This is a genomic window from Achromobacter sp. ISS7, from assembly GCF_056523125.1.
Genome location: NZ_JAWRZD010000001.1, coordinates 4,993,100 through 5,015,222, shown reverse-complemented (window position 1 = coordinate 5,015,222; position 22,123 = coordinate 4,993,100). Strand labels below are relative to the sequence as shown.

Below are 22,123 nucleotides of genomic sequence, written 5' to 3'. Positions count from 1 at the left end.
CTTCGGCTCCCTTCGGTTTCCCTCGGGCGCATCTACACGCCCCGCCGCCCCCGCCCGCCAACGCAACGGGCTCACGTCGTCTTGGTTTCGCCATTGCAGGGACGAGCGGTGTACTTGGCGTTTTTGCCAACGACTGGAATGGAGGGGAGGATCTTGCGGGGCCCGCCCAAAGCCGGCCGCGCGGGCGGCCTTTTTGGGCTTACGCGATGTGGGGCGTCGCGAGGGCGGCGGCGCCGCTGGTGGGGCGACGTGTGGTGTTGATCGGCGTCGTGGGTTGAAGGCTGGCATGCGGACCCATCAGAACCCCGCTCATCGCCAGCGCAAAGCGAACACCACCCCGACGCCGCACATCATGTATGCCGTTGATGGCCGCCCGCGCGGCCGTCCACGGCGGGCGACGCAAGACTCTCTCCTTACCCCACGCTGCAGCAGCGCCACCTTCCTCGACACCGGTAGCCCGGGGCGGTGGGCGCACGGGTGGGCGCGCCGTTCAGATGCGCCCGACGGAATCCGTAGGGAGCCGAAGGCGTACGAGGATGAGGAAGGGGAAGTCCGGAGCGAACGCTCCGGACCGCAATCGTAGGCGCGTCCACCTGTGCGCCCACCGACCCGGGTGACCTACGAAGAAAAAAGGTCAGCTCTTGACCGATCTATGCCGACTGATGCTCATCATGATCCCAAACGCGATCCCCATGGTGAACAACGCCGTCCCCCCATAGCTCATGAACGGCAATGGCACGCCAACGACAGGCAATATCCCCGTCACCATCCCCACGTTCACGAACACGTAGATGAACAGCATCATCGTCAGCGCCCCCGACAGCAGCCGCCCGAACTGCGATGATGCACGCGAAGCGATGGTCAGGCCGCGGGCCATCATCAGGCCGTACAGCACCAGGATGGCGATGCCGCCGTACAGGCCGAATTCCTCGGCGTAGACGGCGAAGATGAAGTCGGTGGTGCGTTCGGGGATGAAGTCCAGATGGGTTTGCGTGCCCTTCATGTAGCCCTTGCCGTAGACGCCGCCCGAGCCCACCGCGATCATCGACTGGATCGTGTGGAAGCCCTTGCCGAGCGGGTCGGAGCTGGGGTTGAGCAGCGTGCAGACGCGGTGCTTCTGGTAGTCGTGCAGCACCACCCAGTTGACGTCGGGTTCGCAGAGCTGGTCTTCGTAATAGACCAGCGTGCCGATGCCGATGATGCCGGCCAGCATGACCGGGACCAGCAGCTTGAACGACAGGCCCGCGAAGTAGATGACGAAGAAGCCCGCCCCGAACACCAGCAACGCGGTGCCCAGGTCGGGCTGCAGCACGATCAGGCCGAACGGGGCCGCCAGCATCGCGGCGGCGGCCAGGAAGTCGCGGATGCGCACCGCGCCCTCGTGGCGCTGGAAGTACCAGGCCAGCATCATGGGCACGGCGATCTTCATCATCTCGGACGGCTGGATGCGGGTCACGCCCAGGTTGAGCCAGCGCGTCGCGCCCTTGCTGGTCTCGCCGAAGAATTCCACGCCCAGCAGCAGCACCACGCCGACCACGTAGAACGGCAGCGCCAGCTTCATCAACCACTTGGGCGGAATGAGCGCCATGATCCACATGGCGAAGAAAGCGATGATGAAGTTGCGCGACTGCTCGGCGAAGCGCCAGTCGGTGCCGCCCACCGCCGAATGCATGACGGTCAGGCCGAGCGCGGCGAACATCATCAGGATCGCCAGCAGCGGCCAGTCGAAGGCCGTGAAGACGCGCAGCAGGATCAGGCCGAGACGCTTCATTGTTGGCGCACCAGGTCGGAAGTGATGTTTTCAACCGATGCCGTGGGCAGGTTGCGATCCGGACGCACGATCTTGTCCTTGCGTTCCTTGGCCAGCCAGTAGTCGAACACCTTGCGCGCCACCGGCGCGGCGACGCTCGCGCCCCAGCCGGCGTTCTCGACGATCAGCGCGACGGCGATGCGCGGGTGTTCCAGCGGCGCGAAGCCCATGAACAGCGCGTGGTCGCGCAGGCGTTCGTCGATGGCGCTGGCGCGGTAGTGACCGCCGCGCAGGCTGAACACCTGGGCCGTGCCGGTCTTGCCGGCGGCCTGGTAGGGCGCGTTGGCGAAGGCGCGGCGCGCGGTGCCGGCGCGCACCACGTCGGCCATGGCGTTCTTGATGACGTCGACGTTGGCCTGCTTGAGCGGGATGCGGTAGTCGGGCGCGGACTCGGTGGGCTTGGCCACGCCCGAGCGCGGATCGCGCACCGCGTGCACCAGGTGGGGACGGCGGTACAGGCCATCGTTGGCCAGCGTCGAAGTGCCCTGCGCCAGCTGCAGCAGGGTGAAGGCGTTGTAGCCCTGGCCCACGGCGACGGAAATGGTCTCGCCGGCATACCAGCGCTGGCGTTCCTTGTCCTTGTAGGCCGAGCGCTTCCAGTCGGTGGACGGCAGCACGCCGCGCTTTTCGCCTTCGAGGTCGATGCCCGTGATCTGGCCGAAGCCGAACTGCTTGGTGAAATCGTGCAGCGCGTTCACGCCGATCTCGGGGCCGAGCGAATAGAAATACGTGTCCGACGACACCACGATGGCCTTGTGCATGTCGGTCATGCCGTAGGCGGCGCCGCCGGCGTTGCGGAATTTCTGGCCGCCGAACTCGAAGTAGCCGGGATCGGAGATGCGATCGGTGGCGCGGCGCTTGCCCAGCTCCAGCGCCGCCAGGCCGACGAAGGGCTTGTAGGTCGAGCCGATCGGATAGGTGCCGTAAAGCGGGCGGTTGATCAGCGGATGGTCCGGCGATTCGTTCAGCATGCGCCAGTTGTCCACGTCGATGCCGTCGACGAACAGGTTCGGGTCGAACGAGGGTTGCGACACGAACGCCAGCACCTCGCCGGTGTCGGGGTCGATCGCCACCAACGCGCCGCGCTGGCCTTCGAAGGCTTCCTCGGCGACTTTCTGCAAGCCCATGTCGATCGACAGCATGATGTCCGAGCCCGGCACCGGGTCGATGCGGCGCAGCGTGCGCATGGGGCGGCCGCCCGCGGTCACCTCGACCTCTTCCAGGCCGGTGCGGCCATGCAGGGCTTCTTCCCAGGTTTTCTCGATGCCCTTCTTGCCGATGACATCGGTGCCGCGGTAATTGCCCAGCTGGCCGGCGCGTTCGAGTTCCTCGTTGTCGCCTTCGGCGATGCGGCCGATGTAGCCGACCACGTGGGCGGCCGAGCGGCCTTGCGGATACTCCCGCACCCAGCGGGCGCGCAGCTCGACGCCCGGAAACTGGAAGGCGTGGGCCGCGAACCAGGCGGCTTCGGTTTCGTTGAGGTTGTTGCGCAGCTGCAGGCTGGCATAGCGGCTGGATTCGGCCGCGCGGCGCTTGAAGCGGCGCTGGTCGGCCGGGCTGATGTAGACCACCTGCGTCAACCGCTCGAACAGCGCGTTCATGTTGCCGGCCTGGGCCGGCACCACTTCAAGCGTGTAGGTGCGGTAGTTGCGCGCCAGGACCTCGCCGTTGCGGTCGAGGATCTCGCCGCGGCGCGGCGGGATCGGCACCACCGCGATGCGGTTGCGGTCGGCGCGCTCGGACAGGCCTTCGTAGCGGTCGACCTGCAGGTACCAGAACCGGCCCACCAGCACGCCGAAGCAGGCCAGCGCGAACACGCCGCCCACCCAGGCGCGCAGGCGGAAGCGCTGCTTTTGCTGCTGGCCGGTTTTCTTGAATTCGAACATGTGACGCGGCGCCGCCGTCAGGCGGAGGAAGATTCGGCGTCATCGGCACCGCGCTGCGGCAAGTGCAGCACCCAGCCTGCCAGCGGCCACAGGGCGGCGGTGATGGCCACGCTGATGCCCCAGTCCCAGCCCGGCCACTTGCCGGCCAGCCAGGCGTGGATGATCTGGGTGAGGAAACGGGCGATCAGGAACACAGGCAGCATGTGCATGGCCTGGCTCCAGAGGTCGAAACGCTGCAGGCGGCGGTGCAGCACCACCGCGCCGTAGGCGACCAGGGTGTAGGACAGCGCGTGTTCGCCGAGCAGGCCGGCGTCGTGCACGTCCATCAGCAGGCCGAAGCAGAAGGCGGTGAACAGGCCGACGCGGCGCGGCTCGTGCACGCACCAGAAGGCGATGATCAGGATCAGGACGTCCGGCGCGCCCTGCCACAAGCGCCAAGGCAGCAGCGACACCAGCCAGACCAGCAGGATGGTGCCCCAGACGAAGACCCCGTGCGCGGGGCCCGACAGGCGTTCCGGTTGCACATTGCTGGGCGTGCCCAGCCGGCGCCGCGGTTGGCTGGATGATTGTTGATTAGTCCGATCCACCGGAATCGACCTCCTGACGGTTGGACTCGGCACGTTCCACGTCCACCTGCAGGACCAGGAAGTGGCGATAACGTTCAGGGTGGGCCAGCGGTTCGCAGACGGCTCGCGCGAAGCCGGAAGCGGTGTCGCGCTCGACCGAGGTTACCTTGGCCACCGGCAGGCCGGCGGGAAACAGCCCGCCGACGCCACTGGTGACGATAGTATCGCCTTCCTTGATGTCGGCATTGGCCGCGAGGTAACGGACCTCCATCTTGCCGGGAGAGTTCCCGCCAAAGGCGATCAGCCGCAAGCCATTGCGCAGCAACTGCACCGGGATGGAGACCTGCTCGTCGGTGACCAGGGCGGCTTCGGCCGTCATGGGCGTCACGCGCACGATCTGGCCGACCACGCCGCCTTCGTCGATCACGGGCATGCCCGGCGCCAGGCCGGCCTTGCTGCCCTTGTTGAACACCAGCCGCTGGTTGAAGGCGTTGGTGGGCTCGTACAGCACTTCCACCACCACGGCCGATTGCGCCACGGTATCGGTCACGCCGAGCAGGCGGCGCAATTGGGCGTTTTCGGCGGCCAGCTGCGCCGCGTGCGTGGCCACCTGGGCCAGCTCGATGCGCTGGCGCTGCAAGGCTTCGTTTTCAGTGCGGATGAGGTTGGCGGCGTTGACCCACTCGTTGACCTGTTGCACCAGGTCGCGCGGCGCCATGACGGCGCGCTGGAAGGGATACAGCGCCACGGACATCGCGCGGCGCGCCGGTTCCAGCATGCGCCACTGCGAATCCATGATGATCAAAGCCACTGCCAGGACGACCAGGATGACCAGCCGCACCTCCGCCGGAGGGCCGCGCCTGAATAGGGGAGGAGTCCCTTGTCGTTGCATGAATCTCAGCCCGGGCGCCCGCGCCCGCAGCCCCCGCAGCGGCCGGAGCCGTGAAAAAGCGGGGCTCCGGGCTGGCGGGCAGAATTAGTCGTTGATGAAGATCGCGCCCAGTTTCTCAAGGTGTTCCAGCGCCTCGCCGCAACCGCGCACGACGCAGGTCAGGGGATCATCGGCGACCACCACCGGCAGGCCGGTTTCTTCCTGCAGCAGGCGGTCGAGGTCGCGCAGCAGCGCGCCACCGCCGGTCAGGGCGATGCCCTTGTCGGTGATGTCGGCGCCGAGTTCGGGCGGGGTCTGTTCCAGGGCGATCTTGACGGCCGAGACGATCTGGTTGAGCGGGTCGGTCAGCGATTCCAGGATCTCGTTGGACGAGACCGTGAAGCTGCGCGGCACGCCTTCGGCCAGGTTGCGACCCTTGACCTCGATCTCGCGGACTTCGGAACCCGGGAACGCCGAGCCGATTTCCTTCTTGATGAGTTCGGCGGTGGGTTCGCCGATCAGCATGCCGTAGTTGCGGCGGATGTAGTTGACGATGGCCTCGTCGAACTTGTCGCCGCCGACGCGCACGGAACCCTTGTAGACCATGCCGCCCAGCGAGATGACCGCCACTTCGGTGGTGCCGCCGCCGATGTCGACGACCATGGAGCCGCTGGCGTCGGAGACGGCCAGGCCGGCGCCGATGGCCGCGGCCATGGGTTCTTCGATCAGGAACACGTGCGAGGCGCCGGCGCCGAGGGCCGATTCGCGGATGGCGCGGCGTTCAACCTGGGTGGAGCCGCAGGGCACGCACACGATGATGCGCGGGCTGGGCGCCAGCATGTTGCGGGGGTGCACCATGCGGATGAACTGCTTGAGCATCTGCTCGGTGACCGTGAAGTCGGCGATGACGCCATCCTTCATGGGCCGGATGGCCTCGATGTTGCCGGGCACGCGGCCGAGCATCTGCTTGGCCTCCTGGCCGACGGCCTGGATGATTTTCTTGCCGTGAGGCCCGCCTTCATGACGGATAGCGACCACGGAGGGCTCATCGAGCACGATGCCCTTGCCGCGGACGTAGATCAGCGTATTGGCGGTACCGAGGTCGATCGCCATATCGCTGGAAAAATAACTGCGCAGGAATCCGAACATGGGAGCTCAGCTAAATTCTGGGGGGAATTGGGGTCATGCCGCGGGGCGTACGGCCCAGGAAAGCCTGGGTGCGCCTGTCATCACGGCGATTAAACCGTGAATCATAACTTATAATTTCCCCGGAAATAGCGCATAAATGCAGGCTATTCAAGCTTTGTAACGGGTTTGGCATGTGCATACTGCCCAGTCCCGCCCCTCGGCCTTCGCTTCTCGATATTGCAATCCCCATGGCGCTCAATGACACAGATGTGGCCCGCATTGCCAAGCTGGCCAGAATCGAACTGACCCCGGACCAGCGCGGCCACGCGCAGGCCGAGCTCAATGGCATCCTCCACCTGATCGAACGGCTGCAGGCCGTCGACACCCAGGGCGTCGAACCCCTGGCCCACCCCCTGTCGGCCCACGAGGACATCGTGCTGCGCCTGCGCCAGGACGCCGTGACCGAAACCGCCTCGGAGGCCCGCCGCGCTGAGCTGCTGGCCAACGCCCCCGACGCCCAGGACGGTCTTTTCCTGGTCCCCAAGGTTCTCGACTAAGCCATGACCCAACCCGCCCTGCACACCCAATTCGAGGGGATCGCCGCCCTGCGCGCGGCCCTCGCCCAACGCCAGGTCAGCGCCGTCGAACTGGCGCAAAGCTCGCTGGCGGCCGCCGAGTCGGCCAGCAGCCTGAACGCCTTCTTACATATTGACGCCGAATTGACGCTGGCCCAGGCCCGCGCCGCCGACGCCGCGCTGGCCGCCGGCAATGCCGGCCCGCTGGCCGGCGTGCCCATCGCCCACAAGGACGCCTTCGTCACCCGCGGCTGGCGCACCACCGCCGGCAGCAAGATGCTGGACGGCTACGTCAGCCCGTTCGACGCCACCGTGGTCGAGCGCCTGCAGGCCGCCGGCGCCGTGTCGCTGGGCAAGCTCAACTGCGACGAATTCGCCATGGGCTCGGGCAACGAGAACTCGGCCTACGGCGTGGTCCGCAACCCCTGGGATCCGGCCGCCGTGCCCGGCGGCTCCTCGGGCGGTTCGGCCGCGGCCGTCGCCGCCCGCCTGGTGGCCGCCACCACCGGCACCGACACCGGCGGCTCGGTGCGTCAGCCCGCCGCGCTGTGCGGCGTCAGCGGCATCAAGCCGACCTACGGCACCGTCTCGCGCTATGGCATGGTCGCCTTCGGCTCCAGCCTGGACCAGGCCGGCCCGCTGGCCCCCAGCAGCCGCGACCTGCTCGAACTGCTGGACGTTATCAGCGGCTTCGACCCGCGCGACGCCACCAGCCTGGAAAAATGCGACGCCGCCGCCAACGAACCGGGCCGCGTGCGGCGCGATTTCGATGCCGCGCAAGGCAAGTTCGACGCCGCCGGCAGCCAGCCCCTGAAGGGCCTGCGCATCGGCGTGCCGGAGGAATACTTCGGCGCCGGCCTGGCGCCGGACGTGGCCGCCGCGGTGCAGGCCGCCCTGGCCCAGTTCGAGGCCCTGGGCGCGATGCGCGTGCCGGTGTCGCTGCCGCGCACCGAACTGGCCATCCCCGCCTACTACGTCATCGCCCCCGCCGAAGCGTCCAGCAACCTGGCCCGCTACGACGGCGTGCGCTACGGCCACCGCGCCGCGCAGTACGGCGACCTGAACGAGATGATCAGCCGCTCGCGCGCCGAAGGCTTCGGCGACGAGGTCAAGCGCCGCATCCTGATCGGCACCTACGTGCTGTCGCACGGCTACTACGACGCCTACTACCTGCAGGCCCAGCGCCTGCGCCGCATGATCGCCCAGGACTTCCAGCGCGCCTTCGCCGGCCAGTGCGACGTCATCATGGGTCCGGTGACCCCGACGGTGGCCAAGAACATCGGCGACAACCGCGACGATCCCACCGCCGACTGGCTGGCCGACGTCTACACGCTGGGTGTCAGCCTGGCCGGCCTGCCCGCCATGTCGGTGCCCTGCGGCTTCGGCGGCGCTGGCCGCCCCGTCGGCCTGCAGATCATCGGCAACTACTTCGACGAAGGCCGCCTCCTGGCCATCGCCGACCGCTACCAACAAGTCACGACGTGGCACAAGGCCACGCCGGCCCAGCAGGACGCCTAAGCATGAACTGGGAAATCGTCATCGGCCTGGAAACGCACACCCAGCTTTCCACCGACTCCAAGATCTTTTCGGGCAGCAGCACCGAATTCGGCGCCGCGCCCAACACCCACGCCAACGAAGTCGACCTGGCCCTGCCGGGCAGCCTGCCGGTCATGAACCGCGGCGCCGCCGAACGCGCCATCCGCTTCGGCCTGGCGGTCGGCGCCGAGATCGCGCCGCGCTCGGTGTTCGCGCGCAAGAACTACTTCTACCCCGACCTGCCCAAGGGCTACCAGATCAGCCAGTACGAGCTGCCGGTGGTGGTGGGCGGCTCGCTGTCGTTCTTCGTCGGCGAGGAAGAGAAAACCGTCAACCTGACGCGCGCCCACCTGGAAGAAGACGCCGGCAAATCGCTGCACGACGACTTCGCCCTGGCCAACGGCTCGCCGGCCAGCGGCATCGACCTGAACCGCGCCGGCACGCCGCTGCTGGAAATCGTCACCGAACCGGAAATGCGCTCGGCCGCCGAGGCCGTGTCCTACGCCCGCGCCCTGCACAGCCTGGTGGTGTGGCTCGGCATCTGCGACGGCAACATGCAGGAAGGCTCGTTCCGCTGCGACGCCAACGTTTCGGTGCGCCCGGTCGGCCAGAAGGAATTCGGCACCCGCACCGAGATCAAGAACGTCAACTCGTTCCGCTTCCTGGAACGCGCCATCACCTATGAGGCGCGGCGCCAGATCGAGCTGATCGAGGACGGCGGCACCGTGGTCCAGGAAACCCGCCTGTACGACGCCGACCGCGACGAAACCCGCAGCATGCGCAGCAAGGAAGACGCGCACGACTACCGCTACTTCCCCGATCCCGACCTGCCCACGCTGGTGATCTCGCGCGAGTGGGTGGACGAGGTCCGCGCCGCCATGCCCGAGCTGCCGGCCGCCCAGCGCGCCCGCTTCGAATCCGAGTACGGCCTGCCGGCCTACGACGCCGCCCAATTGACCGTCAGCCGCGACCTGGCCGCCTACTTCGAGGCCGTGGCGCACGCGCTGCCGGCCGGCCAGGCCAAGCTGGCCGCCAACTGGATCATGGGCGAAGTGGCCGCCACCCTGAACAAGGAAGAAAAGGCCATCGCCGAAGCCCCGGTGCAGGCGCCGGCCCTGGCCGCGCTGATCAACCGCATCATCGACGGCACCATCTCCAACAAGATCGCGCGTGAAGTGTTCGGCGCCATGTGGGCCGGCGAGAACGGCGGCCAGCCCGACGCCATCATCGAGGCCCGCGGCCTCAAGCAGATCAGCGACACCGGCGCCATCGGCGCCATGATCGACGAGGTGCTGGCGGCCAATCCGGCCATCGTCGAGGAATACCGCGCCGGCAAGCAGAAGGCGTTCAACTCGCTGGTCGGCCAGATCATGAAGGCCGCGCGCGGCAAGGCCAACCCGCAGCAGGTCAACGACCTGCTCAAGCAGAAGCTGGATAGCTGATCCCCGGCCGGCCCGCCGTCACGGGGGGCCGACGCAGTATCAGACCAAACCGAAGGCCGCGGCATCTTGCCGCGGCTTTTTGTTTGGCCAAGAATGGTCTGGTCGATTTCGACTGGAGACTTGACCATGATCGCCCCCTACCTATCCATCCCACGCGAACAAGTTGCGGATCGGCTCGACGAAATGATCCAAGCCGCAAACGAAGGTGTGTTCGTTGTCATCACTCATGACGGTCTGGCGCAAGCGCAGCTCAGGCGGGTCAATCCCCTGATGACCGAAGCGGGTCACAATGCGATAGAAGAACTGAAACGGTTCCCGGGCATCCCGTACACCGACGAAGCCACCTGGTGGTACGCCGTCAAAGGGGTCCGCGAATGAAGCTCGTGCTAGATGCATCGGTCGCGTTGAGCTGGCTGCGGTTGCCCAGTCAAACCTGCAGCGAACAGGCGTTTACCATCCTGGACGACCTGAACGGCGAAGCCGTCCTTGTCCCGCAGATCTGGCCAATGGAAGTGGCTCAAGGTACCTTGCGCGTCGAGCGGCAGCAACAGGCTACGGCAGCCATACTGGCCAAATTCTCTGCCGTGCTGAACAGCGTACCTGTCGTCAATGAATCGCGCCCTTCTACCGCCTGGTTGCCTCAATGCGAGCGGCTCGCCCGCGAACACGGGCTTACCGTTTACGACGCCTCGTACCTGGAACTCGCGTTATGGCGCGGCGCGGCGCTGGCCACGTTCGACAAACGTCTGGCGCGGGCGGCACAGGCGAGCGGCGTGCTGGTCGTTGGGCATGAGCCGGCCAACAAGCTTGAAGAACCCGTCGTGCGATACGGCGGCCGGTATCGCCTTGCCGGACTCGCGCTTACTTCACCCCGTACTTCGTCCGGTACGCCTGCACCGCGTCGCGGTGCTCGGCAAACTCGGCGTCGTCCTGCAGCAGCGCCATGATGTCCGCCAGCGACGCGATCGCCACCACCGGGATGCCGTAGGTCTTGGCCACGTCCTGCACGGCCGAGTGCGCCGACAGCGCGTCGTCGGCGCCCGCGCGTTCCATGCGGTCCATGGCGATCAGCACCGCGGCCGGCTCGGCGCCGGCGCTACGGATGATCTCCACCGACTCGCGCACCGAGGTGCCCGCGGTGATCACATCGTCGATGATGACGACCTTGCCCTTGAGCGGCGCGCCCACCAGGGTGCCGCCTTCGCCGTGATCCTTGGCTTCCTTGCGGTTGTAGGCGAACGGCACGTCGCTGCGGCCCTGCATCGCCGGATGGCCGGCCAGCGCGACGGCGGTGGCCGTGGCCAGCGGGATGCCCTTGTAGGCCGGGCCGAACAGCATGTCGAAGGCCACGCCCGAATCCAGCAGCGCCTGGGCGTAGAAGCCCGCCAGCTTGCCGACCGAACCACCGCTGTTGAACAGGCCCGCGTTGAAGAAATAGGGACTGATACGGCCGGACTTGACCTTGAAGCTGCCGAAGCGCAACACGCCTTCGTTCAAGGCGAAGCGGACAAAGTCGAGCGAGGTGGCGGAAGCGGAGTGGGCGGCAGGCATGCGAGGAGGATCCGAGAGGTGGCAAACCCCGGCATTTTATCCGCTGTCGGGGCTATTCCCGGGCAACGTCGTCGAGTCGGTTAAATTCCTGGCATTGTTCCGGCCGTTTCCGGCCGCTCTACAGGAGTCCCGCTTTGCTGCGCATCACGTCGATCAACCTCAACGGCATCCGGTCCGCCTTCCGCAAGGGCCTGCAACCCTGGATGGAGAAGCACGCCGCCGACGTGCTGTGCCTGCAGGAAATCAAGGTGTCGGACGAGGATCTGACCGAAGACCTGCGCCACCCGCCCGGCTACACCGGCCACTTCCACCACGCCGTCAAGAAGGGCTACAGCGGCGTCGGCATCTACCTGCGCGACGCCGCCGAGCGCGTCAACATCGGCCTGGGCTGCGAAGAATTCGACCCCGAAGGCCGCATCATCCGCGCCGACTGGAAGAACCTGTCCGTCATCAGCGCCTACCTGCCGTCGGGCTCCAGCGGCGACGAACGCCAGCAGGCCAAGTACCGCTTCCTGGACCGCTTCGGCCCGTGGATCGACGAACTGATGCACGAGCACAAGAAGACCGGCCGCGAATTCATCATCTGTGGCGACTGGAACATTGCCCACAAGGAAATCGACCTGAAGAACTGGAAGGGCAACCTGAAGAACTCCGGTTTCCTGCCCGAGGAACGCGCCTGGCTGACCGACGTGTTCGACAAGCGCGGCTTCGTCGACGTGTTCCGCGCCATCGACGACCGGCCAGACCAATACACCTGGTGGAGCAATCGCGGCCAGGCCTGGGCCAAGAACGTCGGGTGGCGCATCGACTACCAGATCGCCACGCCGGGCATCGCCGCCCGCGCGCGCAGCGTCGCCATCTACAAGGACGAACGCTTTTCCGACCACGCGCCGTTGACCATCGACTACGACGCCACGCTTTGAAGCCCCCGGGCGGCGGAACCGGGATTACGCCGCCCGCGCATGATCTGGCTCAAAATATAATTAGGGACATATAGAGCGGAAAGGGACGGGCTGAAATAGGACCATGCCCTGCGTCGGACATGGATTCCCCTATGAGGCGGGCATCCCCCACCGCTTTCAAAAATTGAATAATATTGGGGACGTATTAATTTTCCCTGTGAATTCAATGCCTCACGACCTTCCCTATGGCAGCAGGGGTTCCCTCTCCCTTGGCCAAAGCCCTATGCGACCCCAATAAAATAAGAAAAAAGTGCTTTGATATCAAGGTGATGGCGCGCTTTTCGGCTTTGCGCGGGGCAACAAATTAGCCCTACAATCTCGCACCAAGCCGGTGCGCATTGCACCAACTCGGAGATTCGACGCCCCAAAACAGCGCATCTCCGCACTCATTCGAAGCACCCCCAAGGAGATCATGTTGAAAGTGCAGCGTCTGGACGACTTCCTGCGTAGCGTCGCCGTGCGCGATCCGCAGCAACCGGAATTCATGCAAGCCGTCCAGGAGGTGATGCTGAGCCTGTGGCCTTTCATCGAAAAGCACCCCCACTACGCCGAGCACGCCCTGCTCGAGCGCCTGGTGGAGCCGGAACGCGTGATCCAGTTCCGCGTGTGCTGGACCGACGACAAGGGCCAGGCGCAGGTCAACCGCGCTTTCCGCATCCAGCACAGCTCGGCCATCGGCCCGTTCAAGGGCGGCATGCGTTTCCACCCCTCGGTGAACCTGTCGATCCTGAAGTTCCTGGCTTTCGAGCAGACCCTGAAGAACTCGCTGACCACGCTGCCCATGGGCGGCGGCAAGGGCGGCTCCGACTTCGACCCCAAGGGCAAGTCCGACGCCGAAGTCATGCGCTTCTGCCAGGCCCTGATGATCGAGCTGTACCGCCACCTGGGTCCGGACACCGACGTGCCGGCCGGCGATATCGGCGTGGGCGCGCGTGAAGTCGGCTTCATGGCCGGCATGATGAAGAAGCTGTCGAACTCCACCGCCAGCGTCTTCACCGGCAAGGGCCTGACCTTCGGCGGCAGCCTGATCCGCCCCGAAGCGACCGGCTACGGCACCGTCTACTTCGCCGAGGAAATGCTCAAGCGCGTCGGCAAGTCGTTCGACGGCCTGCGCGTGTCGGTCTCGGGCTCGGGCAACGTGGCCCAGTACGCCATCGAAAAGGCCATGGCGCTGGGCGCCAAGGTCGTGACGGTGTCCGACTCGAACGGCACGGTGGTCGACGAAGCCGGCTTCAACCACGAGAAGCTGGTGGCGCTGATGCACGTCAAGAACGACCTGCGCGGCCGCCTGGACACCTATGCCCGCCAGTTCGGCCTGGCCTATGAACCCGGCAAGCGCCCCTGGCACGTGCCGGTGGACGTGGCCCTGCCCTGCGCCACCCAGAACGAACTGGAACTGGCCGACGCCGAAACGCTGATCAAGAACGGCGTGCAGTGCGTGGCCGAGGGCGCCAACATGCCCGCCACCCTGGAAGCCGCCAAGGCCTTCATCGCCGCCCGCGTGCTGTACGCTCCCGGCAAGGCCAGCAACGCCGGCGGCGTGGCCGTCTCGGGCCTGGAAATGGCCCAGAACTCGGCCCGCCTGGCCTGGACCCGCGAGGAAGTGGACGCGCGCCTGCACGCCATCATGCGCGACATCCACGAGAACTGCGTGCGCCACGGTCACAGCGAGCGCGAATACGTGAACTACCTGGACGGCGCCAACATCGCCGGCTTCGTCAAGGTCGCGGACGCGATGCGCCAGCAAGGGCTGTACTGATCCACCGGCCGGCGCCCGCGGGCGCCGGTTGGCGGCAAAAGAAAGGCGGCAGGCTCGAACAGCCTGCCGCCTTTCTTCATTCCGGACCGCCCGGCGGGATCAGTGCTTCATCGCGCCGTGGTCGTGGCTCATGCCGGGGTTGTACGAAGCCGGCTTGACCTTGAACTGCACCGCCACCTCGCCCGCCTTCTCGAACTTGAGCGTGGCCGGCACCGTGGCGCCCTCGGCGAACGGCGCCTTCAGCTTGATGAACATGACGTGGTAGCCGCCCGGGGACAGCTTGATCTCGCCGTTGGCCGGCAGCGCGATGCCGCCCTCGACCTGGCGCATCTTGGCCACGCCGTTGGCGGTCTCGACCGTATGCAGCTCGACGCGCTCGGCGGCATCGGAAGAGATCGACAGCAGGCGGTCGGCCGTCTTGGCCTCGTTGTCGATGTCCATGTAGCCGGCGCCGTTGGACTGGCCCGGGGCGGACGCGCGCACCCAGAGATCATCGACCTCGACCTCGCCGACCTTGTAGTCCTTGGCCCAGGCCGAGCCGGCCGCGCACAGGCCCAGGACGGCGACAGCGGCGAACTTGCGGATGTTCATGGGGTGTTCTCCTATGGGGTTAACGCCGCCGGACCAGGCTGCGGGCGGCTGACAGGACCGAATCCGTCAAAGCTTCCATCGCTTCGGAGTTTACCCGCCAATGCTGCCAGTACAGCGGCACGTCCTCCCAGGCGCGGCCCCGCAGCAGCACCAGATGACCTGCGTCAAGGTGTTCCTGCACCAACGGCAGCGGATTCATGGTCCAGCCCAGCCCGCCCAGCGTCGCCTGCACGAAGGCACGGGTCGATGGCACCCACCAGACTGGCGGCTGCCACGGCGCCGGATCGGAGATCTTGTGCGCGAAGCGCGCCTGCAGCGCGTCCTTGCGGTTGAACACCAGCACCGGCGCCTGCGCCAGCGTCTGCGCGTTCACGCCCTGGGCGAAATAGCGCTTGTGAAAGGCCGGCGTGCACGTCGCCACGTAGCGCATGCTGCCCAGCGCATGGATGCGGCAGCCCTGCACCGGATCGGCCAGCGTCGTCACCGCGCCCAGCACCGACCCGTTGCGCAGCAGCGCGGCGGTGTGGTCCTGGTCCTCGGACTGCATGTCGAGCGTGGCGCGGGTGCGGCTGGAAAACTGCAGCGCCGCGTCGACGAACCAGGTTTCCAGGCTGTCGTGGTTGACCGCGATGGGGATGCTGGCGTGCGGCACGTCGTCGTCCGCCACGCCCAGCCGGTTCAGCGCGTCGTGCTCGAGCAGCGCGGTCTGTTCGGCCAGCTGCACCAGCACCTGGCCATCGCCGGTGGCCGCGGCCGGCACGGTGCGCTGGACCAGCAGCCGGCCCATGCGGTCTTCAAGCGCCTTGATCCGCTGCGAGACCGCCGACGGCGTCACGCTCAGCGCCAGCGCGGCGCGTTCGAAACTGCCTTCCCGCACCACCGCGGCCAGGGCGCGCAGGTTGCCGTGATCGATTTTCATGTAATTAGTTTTGCTTAAGATAGTGAAGGAAAATTAGCTGTATTTCATATTGGCCGCAAGCGAAAATGACATATTGCCGGTATGCGCGACGCTGCCGGCCCGGTATCCCAAGCGCCACCACAAGGCGTTGCAGTCAAAAAGGTTCGCAGTCATGTTCGCCACGTTGTCATCCCCCCTCTTCCTCACCGCCTGGGCCAGCGGCACGGCCACCGGGCTGGGCCTGTTCGCCGTCGTCGGCGCGCAAAGCGCGTTCATCCTGCGCCAGGGATTGATGCGCGCGCACCTGCTGTCCGTGGTCGCCATCTGCGCGCTGATCGACGCGATCTTCATCTTCGCCAGCGTCTCGGGCCTGCAGGCCCTGACCGCCTGGTTCCCGTGGCTGACCACCGCGGTGCTGTGGTTCGGCGTGGCCTTCCTCACCTGGTACGCGCTGCAATCGGCGCGCCGCGCCTGGACCTCCACCGGCGGGCTGGCCGCCGCGCGCGACGTGGTGCCCTCGCGCCGCGCCGCGATGCTGGGCGCGCTGGGCTTTTCGCTGCTGAACCCGCACTTCTGGCTCGACATGGTGGTGGTGGGTTCGCTGGCCCACGGCTTCGATGACGCCCGCATGGCGTTCGCCGCCGGCGCCTTCACCGCCAGCCTGCTGTGGCTGGCCGTGCTGGGCATCGGTTCGCGCCTGTTCGCGCGCTTTTTCGCCAGCGCCTCGGCCTGGCGCGTGCTGGACGGCGTCATCGCCGTGGTCATGGCCGGCCTGGCGATCAGCCTGGCGGTCAAGGGCGTCTGACGGCCGTGCCCGACGCCGCCGCCTGTCCCGCCAGCCCCGCCCACCCGGGGCCGACGCGCTATACCGCCACCTTCATTTTCGCCAAGAAGCAGTTCGACGACGACTTTCACCGGCTCGACCAAGCCATCGCCGAAGCGGCGCGGGCCACCCCCGGCTACCTGGGCGAAGAAGCCTGGGAAGATCCCGCGCGCGGCCTGTACGCCAACGTCTACTACTGGGAATCGCTGGAAGCCCTGGAGGTCCTGATCCGCCACCCCGCCCACCAGCGGGCCAAGGCGGCGCACTCGCGCTGGCTGGACGGCTACCGGGTCGTCATCGCCCAGGTGCTAAGGGAATACGGGGACGGACTACCGGGCCCAGCACTTTTATAATCGCCGGGTTGCCACTCTTTCGTCGGGCGCATGGCCGGCCCGCCAGACGATCATGCGCGGACCCTCTCCCTCCAAAGACGTGCGCCTGCCGCCCCTGGCCGCCATCCAGGCCTTCGAGGCGGCCGCCCGGCTCGGCTCGTTCGAGCGCGCCAGCGAAGAACTGTTCGTCACCGCCAGCGCCATCGGCAAGCGCATCGCCGCGCTGGAAGCGCAGCTCGACGTCACCCTGTTCATCCGCAGCAGCCGCGGCGCCACCCTGAGCGCCGCCGGGCGCGAATACCTGGAACAGGTGCGCACCGCGCTGGACCTGCTGTCGGACGCCTCGCTGCACAAGCGCGGCGAACCCAAGCTCGAACCCCTGCGGGTCGTGTCCACGCCCACTTTCGCCCGCCAGGTGCTGATCCCCGCCCTGCCCGGCTTCACCGCCGCCCATCCCGACGTCGAGCTGGAGATCATGCTGTCCATTCCCTACCTGGACATCATGCCGCCCAACGCCGACGTCTGGATCCGCTTCGGCAGCGGCAAGTACCCCGGCCTGCATGCCCGCCCGCTGACCAGCGACCCGGTGTTCGCCGTCTGCTCGCCGGCCTACCGCGACACCCATGGCCCCTTTGACCGTCCCCAGGACCTGTCGCGCGCCGCGCTGCTGCGCTGCCCGATGGAGCCCTGGCGCCCGTGGCTGGCCGCGGCGGGACTGGACTGGCCCGAGCCCGCCCGCGGCGTCTGGCTGGTAGACCTGGGCATGATGCTGGCGGCCGCCCGCGCCGGCCAGGGTATCGCCCTGACCCGCCGCACGCTCGCCGCCGAATGGCTCGACGAAGGCAAATTGCTGCGCGTGCTCGACATCGAGACCCCGGGCGAATCGCAGTACCACCTGTGCACCGAAATCTCGCGTCCGCCCGGCGGCGCGGCCCAAGCGTTTTCCCTATGGCTGGCCGAGGTCTGCGAACGCGCATCCCAATGGCCACGCGGCCTGCCGGCCAAGCCGGAATAAATTTCCAGCCCCGGGCGGAAGGAAATTCCGCGCACCATGGCGCATCGCTGGCTAGAATGCGCCGAACATGGCCGCGCCCGCCCGCAACCCGTGCGTCCGTACTAGGTATTTACGCGGAAAAACCCCGCCGGGTCAGATTCGCGTAAGCGATTAAGCAGACAGTCACAACACGCAACAGGAGTGCGCCACCCATCTTCTTTCCCCGCCGCCTGGCGCCGGCACACGGTTTTCCACGCAGTTCTACTAATTACAACGGAGACATCCATGGATTTTCGTTTGAAGCTGCTTGCAGGAACCCTTGCTTTTGCCGTATCGGCCGCGGGCTACGCCGCCGACCCCATCAAGATCGGCGTGGCCGGTCCCTACACCGGGGGCTCGTCCTCCATGGGCGTCAGCATGCGCGACGGCGTGCGCCTGGCCATCGAGGAAATCAACAAGAGCGGCGGCGTGCTCGGCCGGCAACTGGTCGCGGTGGAACGTGACGACGAAGCCAAGAACGAGCGCGGCGTGCAGATCGCCCAGGAACTGATCAACAAGGAGCAGGTCACCGCCACGGTCGGCTACATCAACACCGGCGTGGCGCTGGCCTCGCAGCGCTTCTACCAGGACGCCAAGATCCCGGTGTTCAACAACGTCGCCACCGGCAGCGTCATCACGCACCAGTTCAAGGCGCCGGAATACCCGGACAACTACGTGTTCCGCAACGCGGCGCACGACAGCATCCAGGCGCCGATGATCGTCGAAGAGGCCGTGACCCGCCGCGGCTTCAAGAAGGTCGCGATCCTGGCCGACTCCACCAACTACGGCCAGCTCGGCCGCGAGGACCTGGAAAAGGCCCTGGACGCCAAGGGCATCAAGCCGGTGGCCGTCGAGAAGTTCAACATCAAGGACGTCGACATGACGGCCCAGCTGCTCAAGGCCAAGGCCGCGGGCGCCGAAGCCGTGCTGACCTACGGCATCGGCCCCGAACTGGCGCAGATCGCCAACGGCATGGCCAAGCTGGGCTGGAAGGTGCCGATCATCGGCAGCTGGACGCTGTCGATGGCCAACTACATCGACAACTCCGGCGCCAACGGCGAAGGCGCGCGCATGCCGCAGACCTTCATCCAGGATCCGGACACGCCCAAGCGCAAGGCCTTCATCGACGCCTACCTGGCCAAGTTCAAGCCCAAGAACAACCGCATCGACTCGCCGGTGTCGGCGGCCCAGGGCTACGACTCGATCTTCCTGCTGGCCGCGGCCATCAAGCAGGCCAACTCCACGGAAGGCCCGAAGATCCGTGAAGCGCTCGAGAACCTGCAGACGCCCGTCGAAGGCGTGGTGATGACCTACAACAAACCCTTCACCCACGACAACCACGACGCCATCGGCGTCAAGGAAGTGGTCATCGGCGAGGTCAAGGGCGGCCGCGTGGTCAAGGCCAACTAAGTTCGTCCGAAGCAATGCGGCGGCGGCTGCCCGGTCGCCGCCGCCGGCGTCCCCGCGCGCGGGGCGCCGGCATGCAGTCGCCTGACAACAGCGTTCTGCCCAAGGGGGTTGGGACGGAACACAGCGCCTCACGACACACACCATGATTCTTCTACAGCTTATCTATAGCGGTATCGCGCTAGGCATGATCTATGCCGTCATCGCGTTCGGGTACCAGCTCACCTTCGCCACGTCCGGCACCCTGAACTTCGGCCAGGGCGAAGCCCTGATGCTGGGCGCGCTGGTCGGGCTCACGCTGGTCGGCCTGGGCGTGAACTACTGGGTGATGATTCCCATCGTCTGCCTCTTCGGCTTCGCGCAAGGCGTGCTGGTCGAGCGGGTCGGCGTGCGGCCGGCCATCAAGACGCGCTCCGAGTTCGGCTGGATCATGGCCACCATCGCGCTGGGCATCATCTTCAAGAACGTGGCCGAGAACATCTGGGGCCGCGACGACCTGCGCTTTCCCTCGCCGCTGCCCGAGGCGCCGATCGAGGTGCTGGGCGCCAACGTGCTGCCGATGGAACTGCTGGTGGTGTTCGGCGCGCTGGCCATGATGCTGCTGGTGGAAGTGTTCAACCGCAAGTCCATCTACGGCAAGGCCTTCGTCGCCACATCCAATGACCGCGACGCCGCCGGCCTGATGGGCATCAACACCGGAATGGTGATCACGTTTTCGTATGCCCTGTCGTCGCTGACCGCCGCCTTCGCGGGCGTGCTGGTGGCGCCGCTGACGCTGACTGGCGCCACCATGGGCGCGGTGCTCGGCCTGAAGGCCTTCGCCGTCGCCATCATCGGCGGCCTGTCCAGCGGCATGGGCGTGGTGGTGGGCGGGCTGATCCTGGGGATCGCCGAGACCACGACCGGTTTCTATCTTTCGACGGGGTACAAAGACGTGCCGGGACTGGTCCTGCTGCTGCTCGTACTGACCTTCAAGCCCGCCGGCCTGTTCGGCAAGACCGCGATCAAGAAGGTGTAAGCGATGAAACCCCTGCACCTTCTGCTATCCATCGTGGCCGTGGCCTGCCTGGCCGCCGTGCCGCTGGGCGTGACCAACACGTATTACCTGCACCTGATCGAAACCATCATGATCTATTCGATCCTGCTGTTCGGGCTCGATATCGTGGTGGGCTATACCGGCCAGGTGTCGCTGGGCCATGCCGGCCTGTTCGGCATCGGCTCGTATGTGGCCGGCGTGCTGTTCTTCCACCTGCAGATGCCGATCTGGGTGATCCTGCCGGCCGCCATCCTGATCGCGGCGGCCTTCGGCGCGGTGCTGGCGCTGCCCGCGCTGCGGGTCACCGGGCCGTACCAGGCGATGGTGACGCTGGCCTTCGGCACCATCATCCAGATCCTGATCAACGAGATGACCTTCATGACCGAAGGCCCGCTCGGCATCAAGATCCCCAAGCCGTCGATCGGCGGCCACATCCTGACCAAGAGCGAGTACTTCTGGCTGGTGGGGGCATTGCTGGTGCTGTCGCTGATCGTGGTGCACCGGATCCTGAAATCGCACCTGGGCCGTTCGTTCGAAGCCTTGCGCGACAGCCCGATCGCCTCGGACTGCATGGGCGTGTCGGTCTACCGGCACAAGGTGTTCGCCTTCGTCATCAGCGCCGGCTTCGCCGGCCTCGCGGGCGCGCTGTATTCGTATTCCGAGCAGTACATCTCGCCCAACACCTACAACTTCGAACTGACCATCCTGTTCCTGCTGGCCATCATCATGGGCGGGCGCAAGAGCCGCACCGGCGCGCTGCTGGGCGCGTCGATCATCGTGCTGCTGCCCAAGATGCTGGACGATATCGGCACCTTCCGCCTGATCGCGCTGGGCGTGGCGATCCTGGTGACGGTCGGCAGCGCCATCGCCATCTCCAAGGGCCGCACCGAGGCCCGCCGCGTGGCGGTGCCGGTGGTCGGCACCATCCTGCTGGCGGTGTTCTCGTACTGGCTGGACGCGGTGACCGACTGGCGCCTGACGATCTTCGGCGCCATGATCCTGTTCGTCGTGTACTACCTGCCCGACGGCATCGTCGGCTTCGTGCGCAACCTGTTCTTCTCGACCCGCCGCGCGGCGCTGTCGGTCAAAAAGGACCTGGTCAAGGAACAGGAGGCCGTGCCCGACGCGGCGCGCGGCCAGGGCGAGACGCTGCTGTCGGCCAAGCAGGTGCTGATGCAGTTCGGCGGCCTGAAGGCGCTGAACCAGGTCGACCTGACGGTCAAGCGCGGCACCATCCACGGGCTGATCGGGCCGAACGGCTCGGGCAAGAGCACCATGATGAACGTGCTGACGGGCATCTACGTGCCCACGGCCGGTTCGGTGGAGTTCTCCGGCAAGTCGCTGGTGGGCCTGGCGCCGGCCGACATCGCGGCCACCGGCATCGCGCGCACGTTCCAGAACGTGCAGCTGTTCGGCGAGATGACGGCGCTGGAGAACGTGCTGGTCGGCCTGCACCACACCTTCACCACCGGCCTGGCGGGCATCGCGCTGCGCACGCCGAAGTGGAAGGGCGAGGAACAAGGCGCCCGCGCCCGCGCGCTGGCGCTGCTGGAGTTCGTCGGCCTGGAGAGCATGGCTAACGAGGAGGCCCGCAACCTGCCCTACGGCAAGCAGCGGCTGCTGGAGATCGCCCGTGCGCTGGCGCTGGATCCGCAATTGCTGCTGCTGGACGAACCGGCGGCCGGCCTGACGGCGCCCGACATCGTCGAACTGCTGGCCATCATCCGCAAGGTGCGCGACCACGGCATCACGCTGATCCTGATCGAGCACCACATGGATGTGGTGATGGGAGTGTGCGACACCGTGTCGGTGCTGGACTTCGGCCAGAAGATCGCCGAGGGGCTGCCCAACGAAGTGCAGAGCAACGCCAAGGTTATCGAGGCGTATCTGGGCGGCGCGCCCGCCTGACGCCAAGGA

At 66.7% G+C, this 22,123-nt stretch carries 21 protein-coding genes; 13 read left to right on the top strand and 8 right to left on the bottom strand.

Annotated features, from left to right (window positions below; translation table 11 throughout):
• Positions 1–634 precede the first annotated feature (634 nt).
• The 5 genes from rodA to AC1HFW_RS22735 all read right to left on the bottom strand — a co-directional run bounded on the left by rodA (position 635) and on the right by AC1HFW_RS22735 (position 6,282).
• A complete protein-coding gene (gene rodA, locus AC1HFW_RS22755) occupies positions 635–1,771 on the bottom strand; it encodes a rod shape-determining protein RodA (RefSeq protein WP_006391825.1) in 1,137 nt (378 codons plus the stop codon).
• Complete coding sequence (gene mrdA / locus AC1HFW_RS22750; RefSeq protein WP_006391826.1) at positions 1,768–3,696, bottom strand: penicillin-binding protein 2; 1,929 nt, start codon at positions 3,694–3,696, stop codon at positions 1,768–1,770. Before mrdA ends, rodA begins: the two co-directional genes overlap by 4 nt.
• A gap of 17 nt (positions 3,697–3,713) precedes the next feature.
• Positions 3,714–4,283 carry a rod shape-determining protein MreD gene (gene mreD / locus AC1HFW_RS22745; protein ID WP_035359686.1) on the bottom strand — a complete coding sequence of 190 codons (570 nt, stop codon included), beginning with the start codon at positions 4,281–4,283 and terminating at the stop codon, positions 3,714–3,716.
• Positions 4,270–5,154, bottom strand: coding sequence for a rod shape-determining protein MreC (gene mreC / locus AC1HFW_RS22740; protein ID WP_035359687.1), 885 nt, complete (start codon positions 5,152–5,154; stop codon positions 4,270–4,272). Before mreC ends, mreD begins: the two co-directional genes overlap by 14 nt.
• 84 nt (positions 5,155–5,238) lie before the next feature.
• Positions 5,239–6,282, bottom strand: coding sequence for a rod shape-determining protein (locus tag AC1HFW_RS22735; RefSeq protein WP_006391829.1), 1,044 nt, complete (start codon positions 6,280–6,282; stop codon positions 5,239–5,241).
• 227 nt (positions 6,283–6,509) lie between these two features.
• On the opposite strand from AC1HFW_RS22735, the gene gatC reads away from it, so the two are divergent.
• The 5 genes from gatC (at position 6,510) to AC1HFW_RS22710 (ending at position 10,761) form a co-directional block, all read left to right on the top strand.
• Positions 6,510–6,818 (top strand): Asp-tRNA(Asn)/Glu-tRNA(Gln) amidotransferase subunit GatC, encoded by a 309-nt coding sequence (gene gatC / locus AC1HFW_RS22730; protein ID WP_006391830.1) that lies wholly within the window; start codon positions 6,510–6,512, stop codon positions 6,816–6,818.
• Between the two features lie 3 nt (positions 6,819–6,821).
• The gene (gene gatA / locus AC1HFW_RS22725; protein ID WP_479285283.1) at positions 6,822–8,354 is read left to right on the top strand and encodes an Asp-tRNA(Asn)/Glu-tRNA(Gln) amidotransferase subunit GatA; all 1,533 of its coding nucleotides are present in this window, start codon (positions 6,822–6,824) and stop codon (positions 8,352–8,354) included.
• Between the two features lie 2 nt (positions 8,355–8,356).
• Positions 8,357–9,814: an Asp-tRNA(Asn)/Glu-tRNA(Gln) amidotransferase subunit GatB gene (gene gatB, locus AC1HFW_RS22720; RefSeq protein ID WP_479285282.1), complete on the top strand. Its 1,458-nt coding sequence runs from the start codon at positions 8,357–8,359 to the stop codon at positions 9,812–9,814.
• Between the two features lie 126 nt (positions 9,815–9,940).
• Positions 9,941–10,192, top strand: a complete 252-nt coding sequence (locus AC1HFW_RS22715; RefSeq protein ID WP_054419860.1) for a hypothetical protein — start codon at positions 9,941–9,943, stop codon at positions 10,190–10,192.
• The gene (locus tag AC1HFW_RS22710; RefSeq protein ID WP_479285281.1) at positions 10,189–10,761 is read left to right on the top strand and encodes a type II toxin-antitoxin system VapC family toxin; all 573 of its coding nucleotides are present in this window, start codon (positions 10,189–10,191) and stop codon (positions 10,759–10,761) included. Before AC1HFW_RS22715 ends, AC1HFW_RS22710 begins: the two co-directional genes overlap by 4 nt.
• Here AC1HFW_RS22710 and pyrE read toward each other — a convergent pair.
• Positions 10,676–11,365, bottom strand: a complete 690-nt coding sequence (gene pyrE / locus AC1HFW_RS22705) for an orotate phosphoribosyltransferase (protein ID WP_479285280.1) — start codon at positions 11,363–11,365, stop codon at positions 10,676–10,678. The two genes, AC1HFW_RS22710 and pyrE, sit on opposite strands and share 86 nt — an antisense overlap.
• A 134-nt stretch (positions 11,366–11,499) precedes the next feature.
• Between pyrE and AC1HFW_RS22700 the strand changes: the two genes are divergently transcribed.
• Positions 11,500–12,288, top strand: a complete 789-nt coding sequence (locus AC1HFW_RS22700) for an exodeoxyribonuclease III (protein ID WP_006391836.1) — start codon at positions 11,500–11,502, stop codon at positions 12,286–12,288.
• 451 nt (positions 12,289–12,739) lie between these two features.
• Positions 12,740–14,086, top strand: coding sequence for an NADP-specific glutamate dehydrogenase (gene gdhA, locus AC1HFW_RS22695; protein ID WP_006391837.1), 1,347 nt, complete (start codon positions 12,740–12,742; stop codon positions 14,084–14,086).
• Positions 14,087–14,185: 99 nt separating this feature from the next.
• Here gdhA and AC1HFW_RS22690 read toward each other — a convergent pair whose 3' ends face one another.
• Entirely contained in the window at positions 14,186–14,677 is a 492-nt protein-coding gene (locus AC1HFW_RS22690; RefSeq protein ID WP_479285279.1) for a copper chaperone PCu(A)C, read from the bottom strand.
• Positions 14,678–14,696: 19 nt separating this feature from the next.
• Positions 14,697–15,596: a LysR family transcriptional regulator ArgP gene (locus AC1HFW_RS22685; protein ID WP_006391839.1), complete on the bottom strand. Its 900-nt coding sequence runs from the start codon at positions 15,594–15,596 to the stop codon at positions 14,697–14,699.
• Between the two features lie 151 nt (positions 15,597–15,747).
• On the opposite strand from AC1HFW_RS22685, the gene AC1HFW_RS22680 reads away from it, so the two are divergent.
• The 6 genes from AC1HFW_RS22680 to AC1HFW_RS22655 all read left to right on the top strand — a co-directional run bounded on the left by AC1HFW_RS22680 (position 15,748) and on the right by AC1HFW_RS22655 (position 22,114).
• Positions 15,748–16,380: a LysE/ArgO family amino acid transporter gene (locus AC1HFW_RS22680; protein WP_479285278.1), complete on the top strand. Its 633-nt coding sequence runs from the start codon at positions 15,748–15,750 to the stop codon at positions 16,378–16,380.
• 5 nt (positions 16,381–16,385) lie between these two features.
• On the top strand, positions 16,386–16,751 hold the full coding sequence (locus AC1HFW_RS22675) for an antibiotic biosynthesis monooxygenase family protein (RefSeq protein WP_479285277.1): 366 nt from the start codon (positions 16,386–16,388) through the stop codon (positions 16,749–16,751).
• Between the two features lie 52 nt (positions 16,752–16,803).
• Positions 16,804–17,745: a LysR substrate-binding domain-containing protein gene (locus AC1HFW_RS22670; RefSeq protein WP_241074128.1), complete on the top strand. Its 942-nt coding sequence runs from the start codon at positions 16,804–16,806 to the stop codon at positions 17,743–17,745.
• A gap of 264 nt (positions 17,746–18,009) precedes the next feature.
• A complete protein-coding gene (locus AC1HFW_RS22665; protein ID WP_061073035.1) occupies positions 18,010–19,173 on the top strand; it encodes an ABC transporter substrate-binding protein in 1,164 nt (387 codons plus the stop codon).
• Positions 19,174–19,315: 142 nt separating this feature from the next.
• Positions 19,316–20,188 carry a branched-chain amino acid ABC transporter permease gene (locus tag AC1HFW_RS22660; protein WP_035359689.1) on the top strand — a complete coding sequence of 291 codons (873 nt, stop codon included), beginning with the start codon at positions 19,316–19,318 and terminating at the stop codon, positions 20,186–20,188.
• 3 nt (positions 20,189–20,191) lie between these two features.
• A complete protein-coding gene (locus AC1HFW_RS22655) occupies positions 20,192–22,114 on the top strand; it encodes a branched-chain amino acid ABC transporter ATP-binding protein/permease (protein ID WP_479285276.1) in 1,923 nt (640 codons plus the stop codon).
• Positions 22,115–22,123: the final 9 nt, after the last annotated feature.

Excerpts from the sequence above, each read along its gene's own strand:
- rodA (WP_006391825.1), bottom strand. The coding sequence starts at position 1,771 with ATGAAGCGTCTCGGCCTGATCCTGCTGCGCGTCTTCACGGCCTTCGAC.
- mrdA (WP_006391826.1), bottom strand. The coding sequence starts at position 3,696 with ATGTTCGAATTCAAGAAAACCGGCCAGCAGCAAAAGCAGCGCTTCCGC.
- mreC (WP_035359687.1), bottom strand. The coding sequence starts at position 5,154 with ATGCAACGACAAGGGACTCCTCCCCTATTCAGGCGCGGCCCTCCGGCG.
- AC1HFW_RS22735 (WP_006391829.1), bottom strand. The coding sequence starts at position 6,282 with ATGTTCGGATTCCTGCGCAGTTATTTTTCCAGCGATATGGCGATCGAC.
- gatC (WP_006391830.1), top strand. The coding sequence starts at position 6,510 with ATGGCGCTCAATGACACAGATGTGGCCCGCATTGCCAAGCTGGCCAGA.
- gatA (WP_479285283.1), top strand. The coding sequence starts at position 6,822 with ATGACCCAACCCGCCCTGCACACCCAATTCGAGGGGATCGCCGCCCTG.
- gatB (WP_479285282.1), top strand. The coding sequence starts at position 8,357 with ATGAACTGGGAAATCGTCATCGGCCTGGAAACGCACACCCAGCTTTCC.
- AC1HFW_RS22715 (WP_054419860.1), top strand. The coding sequence starts at position 9,941 with ATGATCGCCCCCTACCTATCCATCCCACGCGAACAAGTTGCGGATCGG.
- AC1HFW_RS22710 (WP_479285281.1), top strand. The coding sequence starts at position 10,189 with ATGAAGCTCGTGCTAGATGCATCGGTCGCGTTGAGCTGGCTGCGGTTG.
- pyrE (WP_479285280.1), bottom strand. The coding sequence starts at position 11,365 with ATGCCTGCCGCCCACTCCGCTTCCGCCACCTCGCTCGACTTTGTCCGC.
- gdhA (WP_006391837.1), top strand. The coding sequence starts at position 12,740 with ATGTTGAAAGTGCAGCGTCTGGACGACTTCCTGCGTAGCGTCGCCGTG.
- AC1HFW_RS22690 (WP_479285279.1), bottom strand. The coding sequence starts at position 14,677 with ATGAACATCCGCAAGTTCGCCGCTGTCGCCGTCCTGGGCCTGTGCGCG.
- AC1HFW_RS22685 (WP_006391839.1), bottom strand. The coding sequence starts at position 15,596 with ATGAAAATCGATCACGGCAACCTGCGCGCCCTGGCCGCGGTGGTGCGG.
- AC1HFW_RS22680 (WP_479285278.1), top strand. The coding sequence starts at position 15,748 with ATGTTCGCCACGTTGTCATCCCCCCTCTTCCTCACCGCCTGGGCCAGC.
- AC1HFW_RS22670 (WP_241074128.1), top strand. The coding sequence starts at position 16,804 with ATGCGCGGACCCTCTCCCTCCAAAGACGTGCGCCTGCCGCCCCTGGCC.
- AC1HFW_RS22665 (WP_061073035.1), top strand. The coding sequence starts at position 18,010 with ATGGATTTTCGTTTGAAGCTGCTTGCAGGAACCCTTGCTTTTGCCGTA.
- AC1HFW_RS22660 (WP_035359689.1), top strand. The coding sequence starts at position 19,316 with ATGATTCTTCTACAGCTTATCTATAGCGGTATCGCGCTAGGCATGATC.
- AC1HFW_RS22655 (WP_479285276.1), top strand. The coding sequence starts at position 20,192 with ATGAAACCCCTGCACCTTCTGCTATCCATCGTGGCCGTGGCCTGCCTG.